This is a genomic window from Cochleicola gelatinilyticus, from assembly GCF_001637325.1.
Taxonomy (GTDB): domain Bacteria; phylum Bacteroidota; class Bacteroidia; order Flavobacteriales; family Flavobacteriaceae; genus Cochleicola; species Cochleicola gelatinilyticus.
In genome coordinates, this window is the sequence record NZ_LRXL01000026.1 from 1008563 (window position 1) to 1031447 (window position 22885).

Annotated in this window: 21 protein-coding genes; 6 read left to right on the plus strand and 15 right to left on the minus strand. The window is 36.3% G+C overall.

Going from position 1 to position 22885, the window contains the following annotated elements:
* Positions 1-30: 30 nt before the first annotated feature.
* A complete protein-coding gene (locus ULVI_RS06635; RefSeq protein ID WP_068590954.1) occupies positions 31-2490 on the minus strand; it encodes a ligase-associated DNA damage response DEXH box helicase in 2460 nt (819 codons plus the stop codon).
* A gap of 197 nt (positions 2491-2687) precedes the next feature.
* Between ULVI_RS06635 and ULVI_RS06640 the strand changes: the two genes are divergently transcribed.
* A complete protein-coding gene (locus tag ULVI_RS06640) occupies positions 2688-3476 on the plus strand; it encodes a DUF4382 domain-containing protein (protein WP_068590955.1) in 789 nt (262 codons plus the stop codon).
* Between the two features lie 158 nt (positions 3477-3634).
* On the opposite strand, the gene ULVI_RS06645 is transcribed toward ULVI_RS06640, so the two are convergent.
* Together ULVI_RS06645 and ULVI_RS06650 are read right to left on the minus strand one after the other, a co-directional pair.
* Positions 3635-5227, minus strand: coding sequence for an ATP-dependent DNA ligase (locus ULVI_RS06645; RefSeq protein WP_068590957.1), 1593 nt, complete (start codon positions 5225-5227; stop codon positions 3635-3637).
* Positions 5224-6252, minus strand: coding sequence for a ligase-associated DNA damage response exonuclease (locus tag ULVI_RS06650; protein WP_068590959.1), 1029 nt, complete (start codon positions 6250-6252; stop codon positions 5224-5226). The genes ULVI_RS06645 and ULVI_RS06650 overlap by 4 nt, the downstream gene beginning before the upstream one ends.
* A 164-nt stretch (positions 6253-6416) precedes the next feature.
* On the opposite strand from ULVI_RS06650, the gene ULVI_RS06655 reads away from it, so the two are divergent.
* On the plus strand, positions 6417-6842 hold the full coding sequence (locus tag ULVI_RS06655; protein ID WP_068590960.1) for a tellurite resistance TerB family protein: 426 nt from the start codon (positions 6417-6419) through the stop codon (positions 6840-6842).
* A 1-nt stretch (position 6843) separates the two neighbouring features.
* On the opposite strand, the gene ULVI_RS06660 is transcribed toward ULVI_RS06655, so the two are convergent.
* The 7 genes from ULVI_RS06660 to fbp all read right to left on the minus strand — a co-directional run bounded on the left by ULVI_RS06660 (position 6844) and on the right by fbp (position 12204).
* Complete coding sequence (locus tag ULVI_RS06660) at positions 6844-8349, minus strand: ATP-binding response regulator (RefSeq protein ID WP_068590962.1); 1506 nt, start codon at positions 8347-8349, stop codon at positions 6844-6846.
* A 1-nt stretch (position 8350) separates the two neighbouring features.
* Positions 8351-8836, minus strand: a complete 486-nt coding sequence (locus ULVI_RS06665) for a Rab family GTPase (RefSeq protein WP_068590964.1) — start codon at positions 8834-8836, stop codon at positions 8351-8353.
* A 32-nt stretch (positions 8837-8868) separates the two neighbouring features.
* Positions 8869-9465 carry a hypothetical protein gene (locus ULVI_RS06670; protein WP_068590966.1) on the minus strand — a complete coding sequence of 199 codons (597 nt, stop codon included), beginning with the start codon at positions 9463-9465 and terminating at the stop codon, positions 8869-8871.
* Positions 9458-9955 (minus strand): Rab family GTPase, encoded by a 498-nt coding sequence (locus ULVI_RS06675; RefSeq protein ID WP_068590968.1) that lies wholly within the window; start codon positions 9953-9955, stop codon positions 9458-9460. Before ULVI_RS06675 ends, ULVI_RS06670 begins: the two co-directional genes overlap by 8 nt.
* Complete coding sequence (locus tag ULVI_RS06680) at positions 9934-10767, minus strand: cell envelope biogenesis protein OmpA (RefSeq protein WP_068590970.1); 834 nt, start codon at positions 10765-10767, stop codon at positions 9934-9936. The genes ULVI_RS06675 and ULVI_RS06680 overlap by 22 nt, the downstream gene beginning before the upstream one ends.
* Before the next feature lie 18 nt (positions 10768-10785).
* On the minus strand, positions 10786-11136 hold the full coding sequence (locus ULVI_RS06685; RefSeq protein ID WP_068590972.1) for a fructose 1,6-bisphosphatase: 351 nt from the start codon (positions 11134-11136) through the stop codon (positions 10786-10788).
* Positions 11137-11199: 63 nt separating this feature from the next.
* Positions 11200-12204 carry a class 1 fructose-bisphosphatase gene (gene fbp / locus ULVI_RS06690; RefSeq protein WP_068590974.1) on the minus strand — a complete coding sequence of 335 codons (1005 nt, stop codon included), beginning with the start codon at positions 12202-12204 and terminating at the stop codon, positions 11200-11202.
* An 83-nt stretch (positions 12205-12287) separates the two neighbouring features.
* On the opposite strand from fbp, the gene ULVI_RS06695 reads away from it, so the two are divergent.
* The 4 genes from ULVI_RS06695 (at position 12288) to ULVI_RS06710 (ending at position 16765) form a co-directional block, all read left to right on the plus strand.
* Complete coding sequence (locus tag ULVI_RS06695) at positions 12288-12767, plus strand: GNAT family N-acetyltransferase (protein ID WP_068590976.1); 480 nt, start codon at positions 12288-12290, stop codon at positions 12765-12767.
* Positions 12768-12855: 88 nt separating this feature from the next.
* On the plus strand, positions 12856-14112 hold the full coding sequence (locus tag ULVI_RS06700) for an aspartate kinase (protein WP_068590978.1): 1257 nt from the start codon (positions 12856-12858) through the stop codon (positions 14110-14112).
* Positions 14113-14161: 49 nt separating this feature from the next.
* A complete protein-coding gene (locus ULVI_RS06705; RefSeq protein ID WP_068590980.1) occupies positions 14162-15976 on the plus strand; it encodes a GNAT family N-acyltransferase in 1815 nt (604 codons plus the stop codon).
* Positions 15977-16012: 36 nt separating this feature from the next.
* Positions 16013-16765 (plus strand): DUF5995 family protein, encoded by a 753-nt coding sequence (locus ULVI_RS06710; RefSeq protein ID WP_068590983.1) that lies wholly within the window; start codon positions 16013-16015, stop codon positions 16763-16765.
* 24 nt (positions 16766-16789) lie between these two features.
* On the opposite strand, the gene ULVI_RS06715 is transcribed toward ULVI_RS06710, so the two are convergent.
* From ULVI_RS06715 to ULVI_RS15320, 5 genes are all read right to left on the minus strand, one after another.
* Complete coding sequence (locus ULVI_RS06715; protein WP_068590985.1) at positions 16790-17758, minus strand: YitT family protein; 969 nt, start codon at positions 17756-17758, stop codon at positions 16790-16792.
* A 64-nt stretch (positions 17759-17822) separates the two neighbouring features.
* Positions 17823-18893 carry a serine hydrolase domain-containing protein gene (locus ULVI_RS06720; protein WP_082830794.1) on the minus strand — a complete coding sequence of 357 codons (1071 nt, stop codon included), beginning with the start codon at positions 18891-18893 and terminating at the stop codon, positions 17823-17825.
* A 60-nt stretch (positions 18894-18953) separates the two neighbouring features.
* Entirely contained in the window at positions 18954-19763 is an 810-nt protein-coding gene (locus ULVI_RS06725; RefSeq protein WP_068590987.1) for a helix-turn-helix transcriptional regulator, read from the minus strand.
* Positions 19764-19814: 51 nt separating this feature from the next.
* Positions 19815-20198, minus strand: a complete 384-nt coding sequence (locus ULVI_RS06730; RefSeq protein ID WP_068590988.1) for a DoxX family protein — start codon at positions 20196-20198, stop codon at positions 19815-19817.
* 75 nt (positions 20199-20273) lie between these two features.
* Positions 20274-22553: a sensor histidine kinase gene (locus ULVI_RS15320; RefSeq protein ID WP_082830795.1), complete on the minus strand. Its 2280-nt coding sequence runs from the start codon at positions 22551-22553 to the stop codon at positions 20274-20276.
* Between the last annotated feature and the right edge of the window lie 332 nt (positions 22554-22885).

Below are 22885 nucleotides of genomic sequence, written 5' to 3' on the forward strand. Positions count from 1 at the left end.
AAAGATACAGCAGCCATTGAAGAGATGAAATTATTTTAGTAATTGAAGCGTCATTTTTTTAATTCTGTCTTTTAATTTTTCTGAAGACAACTTTTCTCGTAAACGATCTGTGATAATAGGAAAGCTAAAAGGGGTTGGTTTTTCACATTGCTTCCAGATTATTGTTTGTGTGGCAATTCGTTCTAGCGCCATTCGTAAACGACCTTCTTCCAATTGATGTTCAAACGTTTCTCTAAAGGCTTGCTGATACAATAAGTTGTCGGGTTCGTAATCGCGGAACACATCAAATAACAGTTGTGAACTACTTTGAAGGTGCTTCGTTTTAATCATCTTATTAGGATATCCTTGAAAAACCATCCCACTGATCACCGCCACATCGCGGAATTTTCGTCGGGCAAGTTCGGTAGAATTCAGACTTTTTTGAAGATCATCGAATAAATATTCCGAAGAGAACAAATTATTATCAATCACCTGCTGCACGTCGAGTGGTTGGTCGCTTAACAGTTCGAAACCGTAATCGTTATACGCCAGCGAAAAAGTAATTGGCAGCAGCAAACTAATACGATAAGCCAGCAAACCGCTCATGGCTTCGTGTACAAAGCGACCTTCAAACGGATAAAACAATGCATGATAGCCTTCCCGGGTTTTAAAAGTTTCAATTAAGAACTCATCTTGTTTTGGCACAATCGATTCTAACTCCTGTCGTTCAAAAAGTTCGCTTAGTGCTTTTAATTCTGGCGTATTGCGTTTGTATTCGGCTTCACTTTGTAATTCTTCTCTTAATATTTTACTCATTTGCGACGATAAGGGCAACCGTCCTCCCATAAAACTTACTACAGTGGCCGATTTTTTATTAGACCGTCGAACCTGGGCTGCCATATTACGTAGCCGTACTAGTTCGAGTGTTCTTCCGGCAAACACAAACGTATCACCTGGTTTCAGTTTGCCTATAAACCATTCTTCGATGGTGCCTATAAATCCACCAGACACGTATTTCACTTGCAGCATCGCATCGCTTACAATGGTCCCGATCGAAAGTCGGTGCATCATCGCGATACGTTTACTTTCTACTTTAAACACTCCTTCCAAAGTAACCTCAACACGTTTGTATTCATCGTATGCCTGTAGGCTTTGACTTCCCATCGTGATAAAGTTGAGACACCATTTCCATTGATCTTCAGTAATACCTTGGTAGCAGAACGTGCTTTTAATTTCGGGAAATAGTTCTTTCGGAATAAATCCGTTGCTTACCGATAAGGTCACTAAATATTGAATTAGCACATCGAAACTCAATAAATATGGGATGCGGTCTTCCATCACTTCTTCTTTAACCGCTCGCTTTAAGGCCGAAGCTTCTACTAATTCTAGCGCATGAGTGGGAAGAAAATAGATCACGGAAGGTTCTCCTGGACGATGATTGCTTCGTCCTGCACGTTGTAAAAATTTAGCAATTCCTTTCGGACCTCCAATTTGTATGATCGTTTCCACCGGCGCAAAATCGACCCCTAAGTCTAAGCTAGAAGTAGCAACAACTGCCTTTAAAGATTCGTTACGAATGGCTTGTTCTACCCAAAGGCGGGTTTCTTTAGCGATGCTTCCGTGATGCATGGCGATCTCTCCAGCGAATTCCGGATATTTGGCAAGTATTTTCTGAAACCAAATTTCACATTGGCTTCGTGTGTTGGTAAATATAATTGTGGTTTTGCTGTCTTTTAAAATAGGAATAATATCATCTAGCAAGTGTAAACCTAAGTGACCCCGCCACGGAAAGGTTTCCATTTTCTTCGGAATGATAGAAATCACCTTTATTTTCTTTTTTTGCTTTGACTTGATCAGCACCGAATTTTTTCTGAATTCTGGATCCATTCCAAGAAGAACGTTTTGCGCTTCTTCAAGATTTCCAATAGTCGCCGAAATTCCCCAAATACGCAGATTTGGCGAAATTGTTTTTAATCGGGAGAGTGCAAGTTCCATTTGTACGCCGCGCTTACTGCCTAATAATTCATGCCATTCGTCTACTACAATTGCAGTGAGGTTTCCAAAAACTTTCTCGTATCCTTTTGAAGCTAATAGAAGCATAAGACTCTCGGGTGTCGTTATAAGCAAATCGGGCATGTTTCTTTTTTGTTTTGCACGTTCACTTTGTGGGGTGTCACCAGTTCGAATACCAATGGTAAGTCCAGTTTCTAGTTCATCCGCGAATCGTTGGGCAGATTGCTGAATTTCTACCGATAAAGCCCGTAAAGGAGTGATCCAGATAGCTTTTAGTCCTTTGGCATGTTTCGTCTTATAGTCGGGATTGTCTTTTATGTATTGTAAAACGATTGGTACCCAAAGGGCATACGTTTTTCCGCTTCCTGTAGGTGCATTTAGAAGCCCGTGCTTGCCATCGAGAAAAGCGTTCCATGTTTTTTTCTGAAAGGGAAATTCGTTCCAGTTTTTTTTCTGAAACCATGAACTGGCTAGCTTGATAAGCTCTGTTTTTTTCATTAAATTTTTTTGACTTCTTTATTATAAAAAAAGCAATTACGATGTTGCAATTTAACCCATCTAAAATATAGATAATCAGTGGCTATTCTTGCTTCCGGACCGTTAATGAATTCCTAACAGCTACGTTAATTGGTGTTAAAACCAGCTCAAGTAGTGTGTAGAAAATAGAAATTTATTGAAAATAAAAAATAAAACATATGAAATTTTTTTTGAAAAGCCTCGTATTACTCACACTGTTTGTGGGATTGGTTAGCTGTAGTGATGATGATTCTACTACTCAGAATGCAGAAAACGGAACGGCTAGAATGGCCATTAAATTAACCGATAATCCTGGAGATTATGATGCAGTTTTTGTAGATGTTGAAAATGTGGTTGTAAAATATAATGGTGAAGAAGATGAGGTGTTTTTTACAGACATTAATGCAGGTATTTATGATCTTCTTGAATTAACTGGAGGAGTGAGTGTTCTATTGGTGGATGAAGAAATACCCGCCGGAGATATTAGTCAGATACGTCTTATACTAGGGGACGATAATACCATTGTAGTTGATGGAGAAACATTTTCGTTAGATACTCCTTCCGCACAACAGTCTGGTTTAAAAATTCAAGTAAATGAAACTCTTGAAGACGGAATTTTTTATGAATTTGTGTTAGATTTTGATGTAGACAGATCCATTTTACAACAAGGGAATGGCCAATACAAGCTTAAGCCTGTGATTCGTGCCACTACTGTTGCTGAAACAGGAGCAATTGCTGGAAATGTTTTACCATTAGGAATTCAAACCATGGTTACCGCAGAAAATGGTGTTGATACGATATCCGCCTATACTAATGATGTGGGAGCTTTTCTTTTATCGGGAGTACCAGAAGGTGTATATACCGTAACCTATGAAGCAGATATAGACCTAGATCTACCTGTAATTGTGGTCGAAAACGTTTCAGTATCTACAGGTGCAACGACTAGTTTGGAAACTGTAGAATTTTAAAGCTTACTTATAAAAGAGGAATTTTTAATTTACTTCCTAAATACTTAGAAGAATCCCGCTACACCAAATTCAATTGAATTTTTTTGTAGCGGGATATTTTGTGTTTTCTATTGAATACAAAGTTTAGTAAGTTATTCTTAATTATAGGGCAAGAAATTTTACTTTGGTATTAAAGCTTTTAAATCGTCTATTGTATTAGCTTCTTCAATAGGTTTGTCTTGCCGCCATCGAAGAATTCTCGGAAATCGTGTAGCCACACCGCTCTTATGTCGTTTGCTTTCTGCAATGCCTTCAAAAGCGATCTCAAATACGTGATGTGGCGTTACGCTTCTCACAGGCCCAAAACGTTCTAGTGTGTTCTTTTTGATCCATGCATCTACTTTTCTAAACTCTGCATCGGTAAGTCCCGAATAGGCTTTGGCAAACGTTACCAGTTCGTCGCCATCCCAAAGTCCGAAAGTGTAGTCGGTATATAAATTGGCACGTCTTCCATGACCTCGCATTGCATACGTAAGTACCCCGTCGATGGTAAAAGGATCGGTTTTCCATTTCCACCAATCTCCTTTTTTTCTACCTACCAGATAAGGCGAATTTTTCCGTTTTAGCATTAAGCCTTCACTTCGTTTTTCACGTGAGCGTTCACGTTCTTTTGCGGCAGCTTCCCAAGTAGTAATGTTCATGGTTTCGCTGAGGTACAATCCAATTTCATCACAACTACACTGACTTATAAGCTTGTCTAGAAGTTCTCTTCTTTCTGAAAAAGGCAATTGTCGAATGTCTTTCCCTTCCCACTCCAAGAGGTCGTATGCATTAAGAATTACGGGTGTTTTCTGAAGCATTGCTTTGGTAATATTCTTTCTACCAATACGGGTTTGAAGAGAATTGAAGTTTGCAATATCTCCATCAATAAACGGTAGGATCTCTCCGTCGAGTACAGTGCCATCTGGAATTTCTTCTAAAAAACGTTGAAATTCGGGGTATTTATCGGTCACCAATTCCTCGCCTCGGGACCAAACGAAAACCTCCCGATTTCGAATGATCACTTGAGAACGAATACCGTCCCATTTGTGTTCGAAACTCCAATCGTTGATGTCGCCTAAATCTGTTTGAAAATCGTCTTCTACGGCATAGGCAAGATAAAACGGATAGGGTTTCGAAAGGTAATCTTCTTCATTTTCTTCGAGTATTAATTTCTGAAAGGTGGTGGTTTCTGGCGTCCAGTTTCCCATTAATTTATAGGCTAGAATATCTTCATCGATTGAAGTTGCTTTGGCCAGGGCTCGGGTCATTAATTTCTGACTTACCCCAATACGAAAACTTCCGGTGATGATCTTATTAAAAACAAATCGCTCATAGTAATTAAGCTTCAGCCAGTTTTCGTGTAGATATGCTTTTTTCTCTATTTCGGGAAGTGTTTTCAAAGTAATGATCTCTGAAATATATTCTGAAAGAGATTTATCCAATTCATTTTCTGAAGAAGGAATAATAAGTGCGATGGTTTCAGCCAGATCACCAACAATATGATAGCTTTCTTCGAACAGCCAAAGTGGTATTCCACTTATTTCGGTTGCCCATTCTCTTAATAATGTTGTATTTACAGGGCGTTTGGGTCGCCGGTGTGAAAGAATAGCGATGGTCCATAATTTGTCCTCTTCCGAAGCATTTAAAAAATACTGTGTAAGTGACTCAACCTTTAGAGAGGTTTTGTTGGTACTGTCTATGGCTTTTATGAGTTGCGCAAATTGTTTCATGAAGCTGCCTCTTTTTCTTTTTTATCGCCCACTTCAGCGCCTTCTTCTTCGTATTGTGTTTTTTCGGTTCGCGCGTCGTAGCCTAATTCTTCGCGTAAATAGCGGGCAAAAATATCGGTATATCCATGGGTAGTAATTACTTTTTCACATTCGGTTGTTTTGATACTCTCGAGAAGTCCGTCCCAGTCAGCATGATCGCTTAGAACAAACCCTTTGTCCATGGCACGTCTTCTTCTTGCGCCTCGAAAGGTCATCCAGCCGCTAGCAGAAGCCGTTACATATGGCACCATTTTTCGAATCCAAGTTCCGCCATGTGCGCTTGGTGGGGCAATCACAATATTACCTTTTAATTCATCTTTGGTTGTTTCGCGGGTTATACGAATGGTTTCGTGGAAATCGTAATGTTCGCGAAGTACTTCGGTCATATTTTCAACGGCACCGTGGGTGTATATTTTTCCGATGGAGGGGTCGAGATGCTTCAGCAATCGTTGTGCTTTTCCTAAACTATATCCAAAAAGCACCGAGGTTTTTCCTTCAGCTTGATTGGTAGCCCACCAATTGTTAATATCATTAAACACTTCTGCTTGGGGTGTCCATTTAAAGGCGGGTAATCCGAAGGTACATTCGGTAATAAATGTATGGCATTTTACTGGTTCGTAGGCTTCTGCTAAGCCGTCGTTTTCAGTTTTAAAATCACCAGTAAACACCCAGACCTCGCCTTTGTATTCGACCCGTACTTGAGAAGACGCGACTATGTGTCCTGCAGGATGCAGCGAAAAAGTGACTCCGTTTATTACAAATGTCTCGTTCCATGCTTTTCCCGTAACGATAATATCGCCTAATCTATGTTTTATGATAGATGTATTCTTATGGTGGGTAATGTATTGTTTATGTCCCCAACGGCTATGATCGGCGTGGCCATGTGTGATAATGCACTTGTCTACAGGACGCCAAGCATCAATATACACATCGGCTTGCTCACAGTAAATTCCCTTTTCGTTAAATACGAGTAATGGTTGTTTCATTTTCTTGTTTCAGTAGCTCTATAAAGTTACTTATTTGGAAGAAGGATGCTTCAGAATTAAGAAAAGTTTAGGGGATTTCTTCCGAAGAAAAAAAATAAAAGATTCTTATTCTTTGCTCGGAATTATTTTTGGCAAACGTTATATTTGTAGCCAAAATAAGTATTATGTCATTTACAGATTTATTTGAAAGCGGAGAGCACGGAAGAAATTTAGGGCACTTTGCGTCTATTGCCAACATGGCTTCGATTGATGGGGAATTGAACGCAGAAGAGGAGAAAATGCTTCGTCGTTTTGCTCGAAAACTTGATATTGATGAGTCTGAATATGATGCAGTATTAAAGAATCCTGGAAAGTATCCAATAAACCCACCTAACTCTGCAGATCGTCGTTTAGAACGTATGCATGACCTTTTTGAAATGATTTTTGCGGATCATGAAATTGATGATCATGAGCGTTTTTTAATCGAAAAGTATGCAATTGGTTTAGGGTATTCTGCCGAACTTGCTCAAAAGCTTATAAAGCGTTCTATTGAGATTTACAGTGGTGGCCTCGATATGGAGGACTATAGATACTTATTAAATAAAAAATAGGTTATCTAATTAGCGAATCTATTTCTTTAAAGAGATCGTTGCTCGTGTAAGGTTTAGGTAAGAATGAAGAGGCTCCTGCAGATAGAATGGCTTCTTTTTCAAACTTCATAGTACTTCCCGTTACTACTAATATTGGTAGTTTTTGAATGTTTTCATTTTCGTGATTTCGAATAAAATTTAAGATTTTAAATCCGTCAAGATCTGGTAACTTCATTTTAAGAATGAGAAGATCATACTTTTTCTTTACAATATTCTTAACCACATCTTTACCATTGTTTGCAATATCAAGTTGATACCCTTTATCATCGTTGTCTAAGAAGTTTTTCATTACCAACATTTGGTGATCGCTATCGTCTTCTGCAAATAAGATGCGTTTGCTTAAAATAATGCCAGTGCCTTTAGGTACCGATTTCTTTTTGCGTTCGGTTTTGTTATGCGCAGTAAATGGCAAGGTGAGGTAATGGGTTGTTCCAACGTTAACTTCACTAGTAACCGTAATGGTTCCTTTTAGTAATTGTGTAAGTTCTTTTACGATTCGTAACCCTAGACCTTCGCCCATCGGGAGGGTTTCATCGTATTCTAATTGATAATACGAATCGTAAATTTTTGGTAGGTTCTCTTCTGGAATTCCTTTACCAGTATCTCTTACAGTAGCGAAAAGAGTGGTTTTGTTTTTTAGTGCAAGGGTGACTGTAATGTGTCCCTGAGTTGTATTTAGAAAAGAGTTTTCAAGCAGATTATAAAATATTTGATTAATTCGAGTGGGATCGCTAATAATCTTAGAAGGAACATTATCTTCTATTATTAACTCAGTTTCAATAGCATCATTTGCATACTTTAATTGAAAATGTTTAAGAAGATTTCCAACAAGTACATTAAGGCTAAAAGGAACAGATTTAATTTCGATCTCGCCCTTTTCTATTTTAGAAATATCCAGAAGATCATCCATTAAAACTTTTAAATGAGTTCCAGTTTTTTTCATCACACTAAGCATTTCTTTTTGCTCATAATCTAGCTTAGTGTTTTTAAATAAATCCATAAATCCCAACATACTGTTGAGAGGATTTCGAACCTCATGGTTTAGGTGTGCTAAAAATTTGTTTTTAATTTCTTCTTTTGCAATGAGTAATTCTTTCTCGTAAGCAAGTTTATGCTTTGCGATAGAAACTTCATTTTTCTCTTGAATTAGAGGATGAGAATCCCGATAATGTTCGGTGAAATCTGCAAGGATCAAAAAAAGCGAGTCGTTATTAGAAATCACTTTTACATCCATGATTAATTCTTGATCTTGAATGTACAAGTTGACACATGGAAAATGCAAATTATCTTCTACTTCAGAAAAAAGAGGGATAATACCTTCGAAAAAAGGATGTATGGTTGTTAGATTTATTCCCTCTTTAAATGAGAAAATAGTATTTTCAGAATTAAGTATGGTTCCATCAGTATCTATTTGAAGAACCTGAATTTTTGAAGCTAGAAATGCTTGTTTTATTTCTGAAACACCCATACTATATAAGTTGAGTTAACAAATCAAGAAAAAAACTCTCCACGTTTTCTCCTTCTTTTGCGCTTGTGAATGTTGTATTTTGAAAAATATTATCTGAAAACTGTTGTTGAATTTGGTCGGAAGAAATAAGGTCTTTTTTGTTTCCTACTAAAACGTAAGGCACTTTTGAATAGTTAGTCCCTAAGAAGTCGAGTTCTGATTGTAAGTGATTGAACGTCTCTGGGCGAGTTACGTCGAAAACATACACAAAACCTTGAGAGCCCATTAAATAAGATTTTCGTGCCAAGTCTAAGGAGGTATTACCCTCAATATCCCAAATAATTAACTTGATGGTTTCGCCTTTATAGTTTACCTCTTTACTTTTAACTTGAACACCAAGGGTAACTAAATAATCCTCGCTAAAAGCACTATCTACATACCGACGCACGAGACTTGTTTTACCAACGCCAAAGTGACCAAGCATTACAATTTTTTTTGAAGATGGCATAGGTTAATTTCTTTACGCAAGTATAAAAAAAATTAGCCTAAATCTACGTCGATACCCTTATTAATTTGAATTGTTTTTTGGTGTAAAGCACTAATATTTCTCTCAATATCTAGAACTAACGCCTCTTGTTCTTCAGATAAACTTGTGGCCTTTAATTTCTGAATATCTACCGTTAAAAATTCCATTTCTTTTAAAACCTTAGTATTAATTCGTTCTTTTATCACGCCTAAATACGCCTTTTGCTCCTCTTTATGTTTTGTGTTTAATTCAAAGGCTTGCTCATTTAATAAGGCTGCTTTTTTCTCTTGGGCGGCTTCATGAAGGTTTTCGTAATGGTCGGTATAATCGAATAATAATATTGCTAAATATCCTCTTTCTTTCTTAATGGTTATATCGCATACGATTTCGTTTTTATTAATATCTAATTGCACACATGGGAAAGCCATGTTTAAATTATCGTCTACAATGAGCTCATTTTTTAGACTTTCAAAAAAAGGATGAAGGTCGAATATACTTCTGCCAATTTCAATTTTAAAAATAGAGTTACTGCTCTGTGTTACAAAACCTTCTGTGTTGGTTTGTATTTCTTGAACTTTATTAGAAAAAAATGTTTTAAGGATATCAGTCATTATGCTTCAATTTTTTAGCGATTTCCATAAATAATTCGTTAACACCTTCACCTGTTTTAGCGCTTGTGTACATTTGTACCTCTACAGACGAATCTTTAATGTACTCTAAAAAATCATTAGGTGTTTTTTCGTCGCATTTATTTCCTACTGTTTTTAAAAGAACCTTAGGATACTTGCTTTTTATAAATGCTATTTCCTCTTCTAAATTTTGGTATGTTGCAGGTCGTGTTAGATCGAACACATGAATAAAAGCACTTGCACCAAACAGATATGAGGCTCTTGTTTTAGTAACTGATGAGAAGCCTTCTAAATCCCAAATAATCATCGACATTATCTTTCCTGAAGGTAATTCGACGGTCTTTTTCTTTATCTGTACTCCTAGAGTTGTTTTATACGCCTTTGAAAATTCATCGGTTATAAAACGCCTTAATAAGGATGTCTTACCAACCCCAAATTGTCCTAATAGCACTATTTTTTTGGTACTCTCCATTTTTGAAAGAAACGTTTTAAGATGCCATCGATTTCTTCTTTAGTTAGCGAAGAGATACTTGAGGAGAGGCTTTTCGATAATTTTAATAATTTGTTCTCCAATATATTTTCAAAACTCCTACTGTACGTACCCGAAATAACGGCAGCTATATAGTAGGTATGAAAATTTTGAATGTGAATTTTATATAATTCGTACTCAATAGATTCGAGGTCTTGATTTCCCCCGTCGAATGCATCTTCAACAAAACTTTTAATGGCAGTAAGCATTCCAGAGACCATATCTTTATCTACTCTACTGGTATTGCTATAGTTCCCTAATAACAAACCCGATCCTTTCTGAATTACAAATAACTCATTTACAAGGGGCGCGTCGATCTCACTAATCATTAAATCACTTTCACGAACACCAGTAAAACGGGCACGAATTTTACGTTTAAAACTAATTAATGAAAAAGTATTATTTACTTTTTTATTTATATTTTCTGAAAGCATCTCGATCTCATGCTGAATATAGCGCTTAATCATTTTCCCCATAATAGGGTATAGTGCTTCGACAACTTGTTCTTTTGAATTTTCTATTTCTTCTTTAAGAGTTTGGGTAATCACGGGACCCAATGAAACGGGAATTTCAGAAACGAACCTTGTAAGTCGTTCTTCGATGATTGGATCTACTTTTTCTGAAAGTTTTTCCTTTTTTTCAATGGTTTCAGTAATAAGATCAATTCGTTGCGCAATGGCATCGGCGACTTGTCTGTCGTCTATTAACAGAATGTCCCTAAGAAGTTGTAATTTTTCTTCTTCCTCTTGTACCATTATTTGGGTAGTTGCAACCTATGAACTTATTTTTTCTCCAAGATTAATGAGGAGTTGCCCCAATTCTCTTCGATCCATTTTCTTTTCTGAAAGTGCATCGGTCTTTGCTTGTAAAGAAGCTTCAAGATCGGTAATGCGAATATTAACATCTGTACTTAACGAATCGATGGACTGCATTAATTCGTTTCTCACTTCATCTATGAAGCTTTCCATCTGTTGTTTCTTATCCTCAATATCCTTTTTCAGTAAATCAAATTCACTGTTGTATTGTTGAATATTTTCACCAAAAATTAAATTTTTGATCGCTTCAATTTTTGAGGCAGAATCTATTTTTTCTTCTTGGGTATCGGTGGTATTTTTCTTACTCATCTTTACTTAATATGATCTTAAAATTAGACTTTTTTTTCAGATTTATAACATTTTGTAAGAATTTTAAGCTTTTTGCATGAATTCTTCAGCCTTTTTCACCATGTTTTTACTTCCACAGAAAAAGGGTACACGCTGGTGTAATTCGGTTGGATCAATATCTAGAATTCTGGTTGTTCCATCACTCGCACTTCCTCCTGCTTGTTCTGCAATATACGCCATTGGATTACATTCATAGAGTAAACGAAGTTTTCCTTTTGGATCTTTAGAGGTATTGGGATAAATATAAATTCCCCCTTTAATCATATTTCTGTGAAAATCTGAAACCAGAGATCCAATGTAGCGTGCTGTATAGGGTCTGTTGTCTTCTTCTTGTTGGCAGTATTTAATGTAGTCTTTTACACCCTGCGGGAAATGCACGTAATTGCCTTCATTCACAGAATAGATGTTCCCATCTTCTGGAAACCGCATGTTAGGATGCGATAAGTAATAGGTTCCAATTGCGGGATTTAATGTAAATCCATTCACTCCATGACCAGTGCTATACACGATCATTGTAGAAGTTCCGTAAACTATGTACCCAGCCGCGACCTGTCTATTGCCAGGTTGTAAAAAATCATCTATTGTTACAGGGGTTCCCGAGGGAGTAACACGACGATACACCGAAAAAATAGTACCTACCGAAACATTCACATCAATATTAGAAGAACCATCTAAGGGATCGATTAATACTACATATTTATTATCATTTTTTTCATTTCTACCTCGAATGGTAATAAAATCGTCTTCTTCCTCGCTTGCAATACCACAAACAATCTCGCGATTTGTAAGGGTCTTTATAAAAGCATTGTTTGCATACACGTCTAATTTTTGTTGGTCTTCTCCTTGTATGTTCGTGTCACCTGCTGCTCCTAAAATATCAACAAGACCTGCCTTGTTTACTTCATGGTTTACCACTTTAGCGGCCAGTCGAATAGAATTGATAAGTCGTGAAAGTTCTCCAGAAGAATACTTAAACTCGCTTTGATTTTCAATAATGAATTCGCCAAGCGTCTGATTTTTTTTAGCCATGAGTTGTAGGGTATGTTGAATTTGCGTCAAATATCGGGATTTTTAAGAAATTGAACCGATATTTGTGGATCAAAAACAGAATTATGCAACCAATTGTTCGTATTGCAGAAAAAGATGAAATGCCACAGGTCCTTGAACTTATTCAAGAACTTGCCGATTTCGAGAAAGAGCCCGATGCTGTAGCGATTACTGCAGATGATTTAAAGGAAGCCGGCTATGGAGAAACACCGTTGTTTCGCTGTTTTGTTGCGGAAGTAGATAATACGATTGTTGGAATGGCACTTGTCTATTTTAGATTTTCAACATGGAAAGGACGTACCTTACATTTAGAAGACCTTGTCGTGAAAGATTCTATGCGTGGGAAAGGTGTTGGTGAATCCTTATATAAAGAAGTGATGAACTATGGTCGCACCGAAGGTGTTAAACGCATACAGTGGGAAGTATTAGGATGGAATAAAGGCGCAATAAAGTTCTATGAACGAACGGGTGCTAATGTTTTATACGATTGGCACGTGGTACACATGCATGAAGATGGTTTAAAGCACTATTTAAGAGAACACTAATTTCTACGGAAACAAGACATGTAATCATAGTATTTTAAACTGAAACAAATAAGGTAAGTACATAATCGTACGAGAGAAAAAGTAAATTATGAAAATTTTTAAATTTGGTGGAGCTTCTGTAAAAGATGCGGAAGGTGTTAAAAATGTTGTCACTGTTTTAAATAAAACCAATGAGTCTGAATTAGTGGTAGTAATCTCTGCCATGGGAAAAATGACAAATGCTTTGGAGGAAGTAGTTACTCATTATTTCGGAGATGCTTCAGACCTAGAGGCAGCTATAAGTAACGTATACGAATACCATCACAATATTGTTTCAGAATTGTTCTCACAGCCTTCGCATGAAGTGTTTTCAGTAGTAAAGGATCTGGTTTCAGAAATGAAAACTTTTTTAAAAACAACCAAATCCAAACATCACGCTTACGTGTACGATCAAGTGGTTGGTTTTGGAGAATTGCTTTCAACAAATATTGTGTCGGCGTATCTTTCAGAAACTGGAATAAAAAATACATTTCTAGATGTTCGAACGTGTATTAAAACCGATGCCAATTACCGCGATGCTAGAGTAGATTGGGAAACCACTCAACAAAAAATAAAAGAACACGTTGGTTTAAAGCAGATCACCGTAACGCAAGGTTTTTTAGGGGCTGAAGACACGAATAATTTTACGACCACACTCGGGCGGGAAGGGAGTGATTATACCGCAGCGATCTTTGGCTATTGTTTAGACGCCGAATCGGTTACGATCTGGAAAGATGTTCCAGGGGTATTAAATGCCGATCCGCGCTATTTTTCTAAAACACAATTACTTAACCATATTTCATATCGGGAAGCCATCGAGTTGGCATTTTATGGCGCGTCGGTAATTCATCCCAAGACATTACAACCTTTACAACGAAAGGAAATTCCTTTGTTTGTAAAATCTTTTTTAGATCCTTTAGCACCTGGAACGTGTGTTGGTAAAGGAGTTACGCTAGATCCAGCTACATCTTGTTTTATTCTCAAGAAAAACCAAACCCTTATTTCGCTTTCTTCACTCGATTTTTCATTTATGATGGAAGATAACATAAGTGAAGTGTTTCAGTTATTTCACACCTTTAAAATGAAGGTAGAGTTAATTCAGAATTCAGCGATTAGTTTTTCGGTTTGCATCGATAATAAATTTAATAACCTAGAGGCATTATTAGCAAAGCTACGAGAGAACTTTAGAGTGCAATGGAATGAAGGAGTTACTATATATACAGTGCGACATTCTAAACCGTCTGAAATTAAGGCGCTTACAAAAGATAAAAAAGTATTGCTGAAACAAGAAAGCAGAGAAACGGTTCAATTGGTCATAATGGAATAGTATCGATTGGTTTTCCTATCTTTACCAGACTAAAAACTTCGCCAATTTCATGGGATTAGTCAACGCAAAAGAGATTGCAAAAGCCATTAACTTAGATAAGTTTGGCTATCTCGGCACCTTCATGGGGTGGTCGTTGCTAAAGGTATTAAATATTTCTCCACTCAATAAAATTTACGATAGAAACAAGCATTTAAGCGATCTTGAGTTTATTAATGCGCTCCTTGAAGAGTTCGAAATCGAATTTGAAATGCCCGAGGAAGATTTAAAAAGAATTCCAAAAACAGGGCCGTTTATCACTATATCCAATCATCCATTAGGGGGTATCGACGGAATTTTATTGCTAAAAATACTTCTTGAACACCGACCCGATTTTAAGATCATTGCTAATTTTTTACTACATCGCATCGAGCCATTAAAGCCGTACGTCATGCCAGTAAATCCGTTCGAAGATCGAAAAGATGTGAAATCGAGCGTTATGGGTTTTAAGAATTCAATGCGTCATATTAAAGAAGGACATCCTCTTGGAATATTTCCTGCAGGAGAGGTTTCTACTAGCAATGAAGGGAAACAAATTGTGGATCGCGAATGGGAACCTGCCGCAATGAAACTCATTAAAAAATCGAAAGTGCCGGTGGTACCGATTTATTTTCATGCGAGAAATAGCAAATTGTTCTATCGCATGGCAAAAATGAGTGATACACTAAGAACCGCAAAGCTTCCAAGTGAGTTGCTTACTCAAAAAGAGCGGGTAATTAAAGTGCGAATTGGAAACCCTATTTCGATTGCCGATCAAGAAGAACATGAATCGTTAGAAACATATACAGCATTTCTTCGGAAGAAAACCTACATGCTTGCGAATCCGTTTCAGAAGAAAAAATTATTAGAAAACATACCAAAAACACTGAAGATTCCGAAAGCACCACGAAAAATTGCCGGAGCTATATCGGTCGCATCTATGGAAGCAGAAATAGAAGCCCTTCGAACCAATGAAAAACGCTTACTACAAAGCAAGAATTACGAAGTGTTTCTGTCCCAGGCGAAATTTATCCCGAGTATTCTTCAAGAAATTGGACGGTTACGGGAAATTACATTCCGTGAAGTAGGGGAAGGAACTAACAATGCAACCGATCTAGATAAATTCGATTCGCATTACCACCATATGTTTTTATGGGATAATGAAGCTAAAAAACTAGCAGGAGCTTATCGTATGGGACTAGGATCTCAGATTTTTCCTCAATATGGAATCGATGGGTTTTACTTGCAAGACCTATTTCGGTTTGAGCCAGAATTGTTTCCCATGATGGAAAAATCTATTGAAATGGGACGTGCATTTATTATTAGTGAATACCAGTTGCGACCCATGCCTTTGTTCTTATTATGGAAGGGAATTGTACATACTACTTTACGTTATCCGGAGCATAAATATTTAATTGGTGGGGTAAGTATTAGTAATAAATTTTCGGATTTCTCTAAATCGCTAATGATCGAATTCATGAAATCAAATTATTACGACCCCTATGTTGCGCAGTATATAAATCCGAAGAAAGAATACAAGGTTAAACTTAAAGATGCCGACAAAGATTTTATTTTCGACGCAAGCGAAGCAGACCTTAATAAGTTCGACAAAATTATTGATGAGGTAGAACCGGGTAATTTGCGCCTTCCGGTACTTATTAAAAAATACATTAAACAGAATGCAAAAGTTGTTGCTTTTAATGTAGACCCCCTATTTAACAATGCCGTGGATGGTTTAATGTATATTCGTATTGCCGACCTACCCGAAAGTACGGTAAAGCCAGTAATGGAAGAATTCCAGGAAGAATTGGAAAAGAAATATGCCAACGGGCAAAAAGAGGAGGAATAGTGTTCTTTATCTTTAATAGTATTAATACTTTTTTCTATGGTACCAGCTACCACCATCGATGAGGTGATTTCTCAATTAGATTCAATTATTGCTTCTGAAACTCTAAAGGGTTCTACGATGGCATTTTTCCCAGTGTTGTATAGAAAAGTAACGCTCCGTATTAAAGAAGGAATTGCAAAAAACGAATTTGAGAACAACGTACGAATGGAAAAGCTAGATGTACTTTTTGCCAATCGTTATATCGAAGCTTACCATCAATACAATAGCGGATTAACTCTTTCTGAAAGTTGGAAAGCTGCCTTTAATGCTGCAAAAGAGAATGTATTTTTAATTATGCAGCATTTATTATTGGGTATTAATGCACATATAAATTTGGATCTAGGAGTTGCTGTTGCAAAGACAGTCGGTGAACATGGGGACCTAGCAGATTTTGAAAAAGACTTTAATACCATCAATGAAATTCTTGGGAGTATGGTCGACGATGTACAACAACGAATAGGTAAAGTATCTCCCATGTTCTTCTTACTCGAAAAAGTGGGTAAAGGCAGAGAAGATAAAGTGGTAACATTTAGTATTAATATAGCTCGTGATGGTGCTTGGTTGTTTGCAAACCAGTATCATATTTCTCCAAGGAAAGACACAGAACTTAGCGAGAGAGATCGCTGTATTGCATTGGTAGCTCAAAAACTTACTACCACCAAAAGTCGTGTATTGCGATTCACTATTAGAAGTATTCGCTTTTTCGAAACTAAGAATGTAGCTAAGGTAATTGCTACGCTTAATTCGTAAGAAATAGAATTACTTTTATAAAGATTATTCCATAGGGCGTTTTTTAATCATACCTCCTTTGGCGTCTTTAATACTATGCATTACTAAAAAAGCATTTTTATCAATTTTATCAACCTCTGTTTCTAGTTTTGCCAACTCTAAACGGGTGAGTAAGGTGTAAATAATTTCGGTGTCTTTAAGGGGTTCTCCTTCTTTTGCAAATCCGCGTTTTCCATTATAGATCGTACAGCCCCGCCCCATTTTCTCAATAATAGCAAGTCGAATAGCTTCGCTTTTTTCAGAAATAATTGTCACACCTACATATTCTTCAATTCCAGACACTACAAAATCCACAGTTTTAGAAGCAGCCAAATAGGTAAGCATGGCGTATAAAGCGGTTTCAATAGAAAATATATATGCTCCACAAACAAAAATGAGAACATTAAATAGCAGTATAATATCACCTATAGATAACGCTGTTTTGCGGCTAATAAATATTGCCAATACTTCGGTGCCATCAATAACCGATCCGCCTCGAATGGAAAGACCGATTCCTGCTCCTAAAAAGAATCCTCCAAACACGGCAATAAGTAACTTGTCGTCTGTAACGGTGGGGACCTCAATAAAATGTACCGATAATGCTAGTAGAAGAATAGCAATTAAACTTCGAAAGGCAAATTGTTTTCCTATCGAAAAGTAGCCCATAATCACAAAAGGCAGGTTAATTATAAGTAGTAATATAGAAAGGGAAAATCCACTTAATTCGGTAATTATTAAGGAAATTCCTGTAACGCCACCATCGATAAAACCGTTTGGCAGTAAAAACCCATTGAGCCCTACACAGGCAGACACAATTCCGAAGAGAATCATCGCGCTGTCTTTAATAAGGTGAGTTATTTCTACCTTCGTTTCGAGAAAGGCATGGTCGAACCCTTTTTTTGAAGCTTTTTGCTTTTTCCCTTTAACCTTATTTTTGGCAGCCTGAGTAACAATGTAATGGAAGATAGCATTCATGCTGTTTTTTTACGAAGCTACTAAAAATTACGTCTTAAAAACAGGTTTTAAAAAACCATTTCGCTTATTTTTCTAAAGCAGGTACGATATAAGAATTTAATAGCTCGTCGGTATAGTTGTGTGCATTTCGATTATTGTAGTTGGTGGTGGTAATAACAACAGTAGCATTAAGTGCGGGGATGACGACCATTTTATTTCCACCATTTCCAGCCATATAATAGGCATCGTATTTTGTTTCGTTTCCGAAGGGGTTTATCCATAAAAAATAGCCATAATCTACACCTTCTCTAGCATTAGCTTTGGGAGATGTTGCTTTTTCAATCCATGTTTTAGAAAGTACTTGCTTGTTATTCCAGGTTCCTTTCTGAAGACACAATTGAACTAATTTTAAAAAATCACGGCTTCGGTATTCGCTTCCACCAGCGGTATTAAGGTATCCGGAAGGGGTATAATGTAGTTTGTATTCTGAAATTTCAAGCGGGTCGAACAGATTTTCTTTTAAAAATACATCTGCTTTTTTTCCAATTGCGGTTTCAACAATTTCTGAAACAGCAGCTGCCTGTGCCGATGCGTAGTGAAAAAACCGTCCGTAAGGTTGCTCTGAGGGAGGTGGATTAAATGGATATGAACGAATGGGAAGATCTATAAAAAACTGTGTCCAATCTTCGATATAATACATGCGTTCTTCATGGCCCCTCGAAAGATAATTACCATCATCTGCTTCAAGCATAGAACTCATGGTGAGCAAATCTTCGATGGTAATGTGTTCCTTACGAGGATCGGGGTTCTTAACGGGTTTTTTATGTTTCAGATAAGGGAATATTTTGTCTTTTTCCGAAGTAATAAAACCTTTGTCGATTGCAAGTCCGGTTAAAAAGGTAGCGATCGTTTTGGTGCCCGAACGTACATTGTGTTGGGTTGCTTCCGAAGTATTATTATAATATTTTTCGAATATAAGCTTCCCATTTTGCGCAATTAAAATGCTAGTGATATTCTCATATTTTCCATCTATTACCTTGGTGTCCATTTCAGAAAGAAGGGAATTTTTAATATAATTTTTTTCTGAAAAATCAATCTGCGCTATTAGCGGTGAACTGAAAAAAGAAAGGATGATACAACAAAGAAGTGATTTCATTTTTTAGGTATTGATGAATGCCAAAGATAAAGGATGCTCTTTTCGTAAAATAGAATGAAATTAACATGCTGTTATTTTATTTCGAAACACGGAAGGAGTATAACCAAGGTATGTTTTAAAAGTGCGTGTAAAATGACTTTGATCTGAAAACCCGCAGCGGTAGGCTATTTCTGTGAGTGATAATTTGGGATCTAAGAGGTATCCAAATGCTTTTTTTATTTTTTGTTGTCGTATGTAATCGCCCAACGTTGTTGCGAGGTATTTGGGAACTGCTCGTGACAGGTGCATGGGGTGTACGTTTAGTTTTTCTGACAGTGATGTAAGCGAAAGGTCTTCGGTTTCTTCATGAAGTAAGCTTTTTAAAGATGCTACCCAATTTGGTTCGTCGGTTTTTAAAGTTGTTTCTTGTACCTGAATGCCTTCCGATAACTGAAGCAATAACAGATCTATACTTACTTCTGAAAACGTGTCTTGGCAATGAAATTCAAAATATAACTTGGCGAGGATGTGATGCATTTTTGGATGTTCGATGTGTGTACTTCCTGTGGCGAGATCGATAGATAATTTTTTTTCTTCGAACCAACTCCTTTCAAATTCTATATGAAATCCACGTGCGCTATCTGAGTGTTTTTTATTACTGTGTTGTTCGTCCCAGTTATGAAGGAGTAAACTTCCAGAAGCGCATGCTAGCGTTCTTTTTTTGTTGCTGTCAAATACTTCCCCTTGTAACACGTACATAAAGTAAGGGTTTTCATGAAAATGCCAATCGGTTTCGGGGATGTGATACGAATATTCAGAAAGAACCACACCATTACATGTGATTTCTGTTTTTTTTTCTCCGTAATAATTTCCTTTGGTTAGAATTTTCATAATGATCTAATAATAGGACAATAAAACGGGAGTATTGTTACAGATATCTTTCTAATAAAATGTGAGATAACCACCACTTGTAGCTAAAATCACTAGTGAACCTGCCAGAAGAAATACATCGTAGTGCCATCCATAGCCTTCTTCGGCAAAAAATTCGGTTTTCCACTCGACCGTTTTTTTATAGATTGCACCTAGCATAATGAGAATAACAATGATAGCACCAATCTGCGTAAAAATTCCAAGCGCTAAAGAAACAGCAGCAATCACTTCAATGATACCTAAAACTTTAGTGCTCTTTGTAGACATTCCTATGCTATCTGCTCGTTCTTCAGCATTGAGAATATGGTTTTTTCCACTAGAAAAGAAAATAATAGCGATTATTATACGCAGTAACAGTAATGAAAAACCTATGAGAAATGTTGCGTCTATTAACATGAGTTAAAAGGTAGCAAAAAAAAGAATATTCTTGTTAATCTTTTATTTTAAATATAAAATAGCTTGAGAATGCTTTTATTTTTCTTCGGTCTTTAAGGTGATCTGAAATGTGGTACCCACTCCAACGGCACTTTCTACTGAGATTGTTCCTCCCATAGTTTCAACTTGATTTTTTGTAATGAATAAACCAATACCTTGACTGTTCTCATTGTCGTGAAAAGTCTTATACATTCCAAATATTTTAGAGCCGTACAGTTCCATGTCGATCCCTAAACCATTATCCTTAAAACTAATTATGAGGTTGTTATTGGTTACCGAAGCAGCAATTTGAAGGTATGAATCTTTTTTGGTGTCTTGGTATTTGATAGCATTTGTTAACAAATTTAAGATGATACTTTTTAAATAAGCTGGAATAACTTTTGCTGTTATATCTTCATTTATATCGATAGCAATTAAAAAATCAGGCTGTATTAAAGTAGGTGCCAAATTAGAAATTATCCCCTCTATTGTTGTTAATAAATTAACTGATTTTAATTGCTCATTAACATGAGCACTCATCTTAACTACTTCGTTTAAACCAGTAATAGTATCAGAGAGGTTTTCTGCATTCCCTTTAAGAAAAGGGAAATATACGTTCTGAGTATGAGCCGGAATTTCTTCTTCGATTAGATTGAGTAACATTAAAAAATTTCCAGAATGAGACCTTAAGTTGTGTGAAACGATATGTGCGAAATTAAGAAGCCTTTTATTTTGTTCTACAGTTACATCTAAGAGGGCTTTAATTTTTTTATCTTTTTTCTTTTTATCTGAAATATCGGTGATTTGTGCTACAAAATGCAGCGGTTGGTTCTCTTCATTTCTAACAATTGAAACAGCAAGATTTGCAAAAAGCGAATGTCCGTCTTTATGAAGGTATCTTTTTTCAGTTTTATAGTGATCTCTTTCTCCCGAGAGCATTTCATTAAAATAGGGAAGATTTTTAGACAGATCTTCGGGGTGTGTAATGTCATGAAATTTTAATTGAAGCAATTCTTCGACAGTATATCCTAAAATTTTACAGAGACTTTTATTAACCCTCATCCATTTCCCGGTAAGATCGACCATTCCCATTCCATTGGCTGCATTTTTAAAAGTTAAGCGTAATTGTTTCTCTTTAAATTCAAGTTGTTTTTGTGCTTTAGTAATTCTATCAATGTCTTGAAATAACCCATATGCCCGTGTACATACTCCATTATCCATTACTGGAATGCCAATTGCACGCACCCATTTATGGTTGCCTTTTGCTGTAATAATCTCTACGTTTACATCGTATTTTTCTCCCTTGGTAATGCAGTTTTCAAATACCTGTATAATGGTATCGTACGAAGTCCCTTTTTTATAAAAATCTAAAGCAGTTTGGCTGACTGGAATATAATCTTGATTTACTTCGTGAATTTCTTTTGTGGTTTTAGACCAAGTAAGATTATTATTTTTTAAATCTATATCCCAGCTACCTATTCTGGCGGCCTCATTACTACGTTCTAAAAGATCTTTATATTTAGAAAGCTGTAATTCATCATTTTTATGCTGAGTTATTTCTTGATGAGACCCTCCAATCCATTTGGGTGTGCCGTCCTTATATCTAGAAATTACTTTTCCTTTATCTCGAATCCATACCCAATGGCCATCCTTATGTTTCATTCGGGTTTCAAATTCATAAAAAGGAGTTTTTCCTTCTACGTGCTCTTGAAAGACTTCCGTTGATTTTTCTACATCATCGGGGTGGGTTAAAGTTCTATAAGTTTCTCCGGTAATGGGATGTAATTCTTCAAGTGTATACCCTAATATATTAGCCCAACAAGAGTTTATTTTTAATTCTTCTGTTCTCGGATTCCAACGCCATGTCCCTGTATTGGTACCCTCGATTAGTTGCTTATGAAAATCAATTTTTTTCTGAAAAGATTCTTCTTTCTTCTTATATTTTGATATATCTGTAAACGATATAAAGAGAAGATGATTCTTATTTTTATCTAGTACAATACGACCTTTAGCAGCCATCCATATAAAAGAGCCATCTTTTTTTATAAACTTAGCCTCTTTCGAAAATGTCGCATTTGAAAAATGATTATTAAGAAAATTATTTATTTCCTCGTGAAGATTATTACCTCCCTCATTTACAATAAATAACTCCCATCGAAATTTTTCTAATGTTTTATAACCATCGCTATAACCTAGAGATTTCCAAAAAGAGGAACTTGCTTTACAGAGTGCAGGGTTTGTAATTTCAACTAACCAATTTCCATCGCTTAATTGATTTTCAAGTAGACCTTCTAGGAAAAATTTATCAGAAATAGGTTCTGTTTTTAAATAATTCATAAGAGGAGTTTTTAAAATTTGGGGTCTAAAGGTTTAGGGTAGAAAGACTATCTTAAACTTCAAGGCAGATAAAAGTAATATATAATTATCGATAAAAAGCAATTATTATCGTTAAAAGAACTAATTTTAAATGCGTTATTCGATGAAGTGCTGTATTTAAAGGATTAAAAGACTGTTTTTATTAAGGCATTTTTAAAAAACGCTTTTATTTTGACTACAATTTTTGTGCGATTTTTCTTAGAAACGGTTTAAAATGAAGCAATTCAAGTGTTAATGGCACCCCATTAGTAAGTATAAAGAGTATCCTTTTAATATATGTAAGTGATATTATA

What these genes read in the sequence shown, in the direction of transcription:
- ULVI_RS06635 (WP_068590954.1), bottom strand. Translation starts at nt 2,490, where the DNA reads ATGAAAAAAACAGAGCTTATCAAGCTAGCCAGTTCATGGTTTCAGAAA.
- ULVI_RS06640 (WP_068590955.1), top strand. Translation starts at nt 2,688, where the DNA reads ATGAAATTTTTTTTGAAAAGCCTCGTATTACTCACACTGTTTGTGGGA.
- ULVI_RS06645 (WP_068590957.1), bottom strand. Translation starts at nt 5,227, where the DNA reads ATGAAACAATTTGCGCAACTCATAAAAGCCATAGACAGTACCAACAAA.
- ULVI_RS06650 (WP_068590959.1), bottom strand. Translation starts at nt 6,252, where the DNA reads ATGAAACAACCATTACTCGTATTTAACGAAAAGGGAATTTACTGTGAG.
- ULVI_RS06655 (WP_068590960.1), top strand. Translation starts at nt 6,417, where the DNA reads ATGTCATTTACAGATTTATTTGAAAGCGGAGAGCACGGAAGAAATTTA.
- ULVI_RS06660 (WP_068590962.1), bottom strand. Translation starts at nt 8,349, where the DNA reads ATGGGTGTTTCAGAAATAAAACAAGCATTTCTAGCTTCAAAAATTCAG.
- ULVI_RS06665 (WP_068590964.1), bottom strand. Translation starts at nt 8,836, where the DNA reads ATGCCATCTTCAAAAAAAATTGTAATGCTTGGTCACTTTGGCGTTGGT.
- ULVI_RS06670 (WP_068590966.1), bottom strand. Translation starts at nt 9,465, where the DNA reads ATGACTGATATCCTTAAAACATTTTTTTCTAATAAAGTTCAAGAAATA.
- ULVI_RS06675 (WP_068590968.1), bottom strand. Translation starts at nt 9,955, where the DNA reads ATGGAGAGTACCAAAAAAATAGTGCTATTAGGACAATTTGGGGTTGGT.
- ULVI_RS06680 (WP_068590970.1), bottom strand. Translation starts at nt 10,767, where the DNA reads ATGGTACAAGAGGAAGAAGAAAAATTACAACTTCTTAGGGACATTCTG.
- ULVI_RS06685 (WP_068590972.1), bottom strand. Translation starts at nt 11,136, where the DNA reads ATGAGTAAGAAAAATACCACCGATACCCAAGAAGAAAAAATAGATTCT.
- fbp (WP_068590974.1), bottom strand. Translation starts at nt 12,204, where the DNA reads ATGGCTAAAAAAAATCAGACGCTTGGCGAATTCATTATTGAAAATCAA.
- ULVI_RS06695 (WP_068590976.1), top strand. Translation starts at nt 12,288, where the DNA reads ATGCAACCAATTGTTCGTATTGCAGAAAAAGATGAAATGCCACAGGTC.
- ULVI_RS06700 (WP_068590978.1), top strand. Translation starts at nt 12,856, where the DNA reads ATGAAAATTTTTAAATTTGGTGGAGCTTCTGTAAAAGATGCGGAAGGT.
- ULVI_RS06705 (WP_068590980.1), top strand. Translation starts at nt 14,162, where the DNA reads ATGGGATTAGTCAACGCAAAAGAGATTGCAAAAGCCATTAACTTAGAT.
- ULVI_RS06710 (WP_068590983.1), top strand. Translation starts at nt 16,013, where the DNA reads ATGGTACCAGCTACCACCATCGATGAGGTGATTTCTCAATTAGATTCA.
- ULVI_RS06715 (WP_068590985.1), bottom strand. Translation starts at nt 17,758, where the DNA reads ATGAATGCTATCTTCCATTACATTGTTACTCAGGCTGCCAAAAATAAG.
- ULVI_RS06720 (WP_082830794.1), bottom strand. Translation starts at nt 18,893, where the DNA reads ATGAAATCACTTCTTTGTTGTATCATCCTTTCTTTTTTCAGTTCACCG.
- ULVI_RS06725 (WP_068590987.1), bottom strand. Translation starts at nt 19,763, where the DNA reads ATGAAAATTCTAACCAAAGGAAATTATTACGGAGAAAAAAAAACAGAA.
- ULVI_RS06730 (WP_068590988.1), bottom strand. Translation starts at nt 20,198, where the DNA reads ATGTTAATAGACGCAACATTTCTCATAGGTTTTTCATTACTGTTACTG.
- ULVI_RS15320 (WP_082830795.1), bottom strand. Translation starts at nt 22,553, where the DNA reads ATGAATTATTTAAAAACAGAACCTATTTCTGATAAATTTTTCCTAGAA.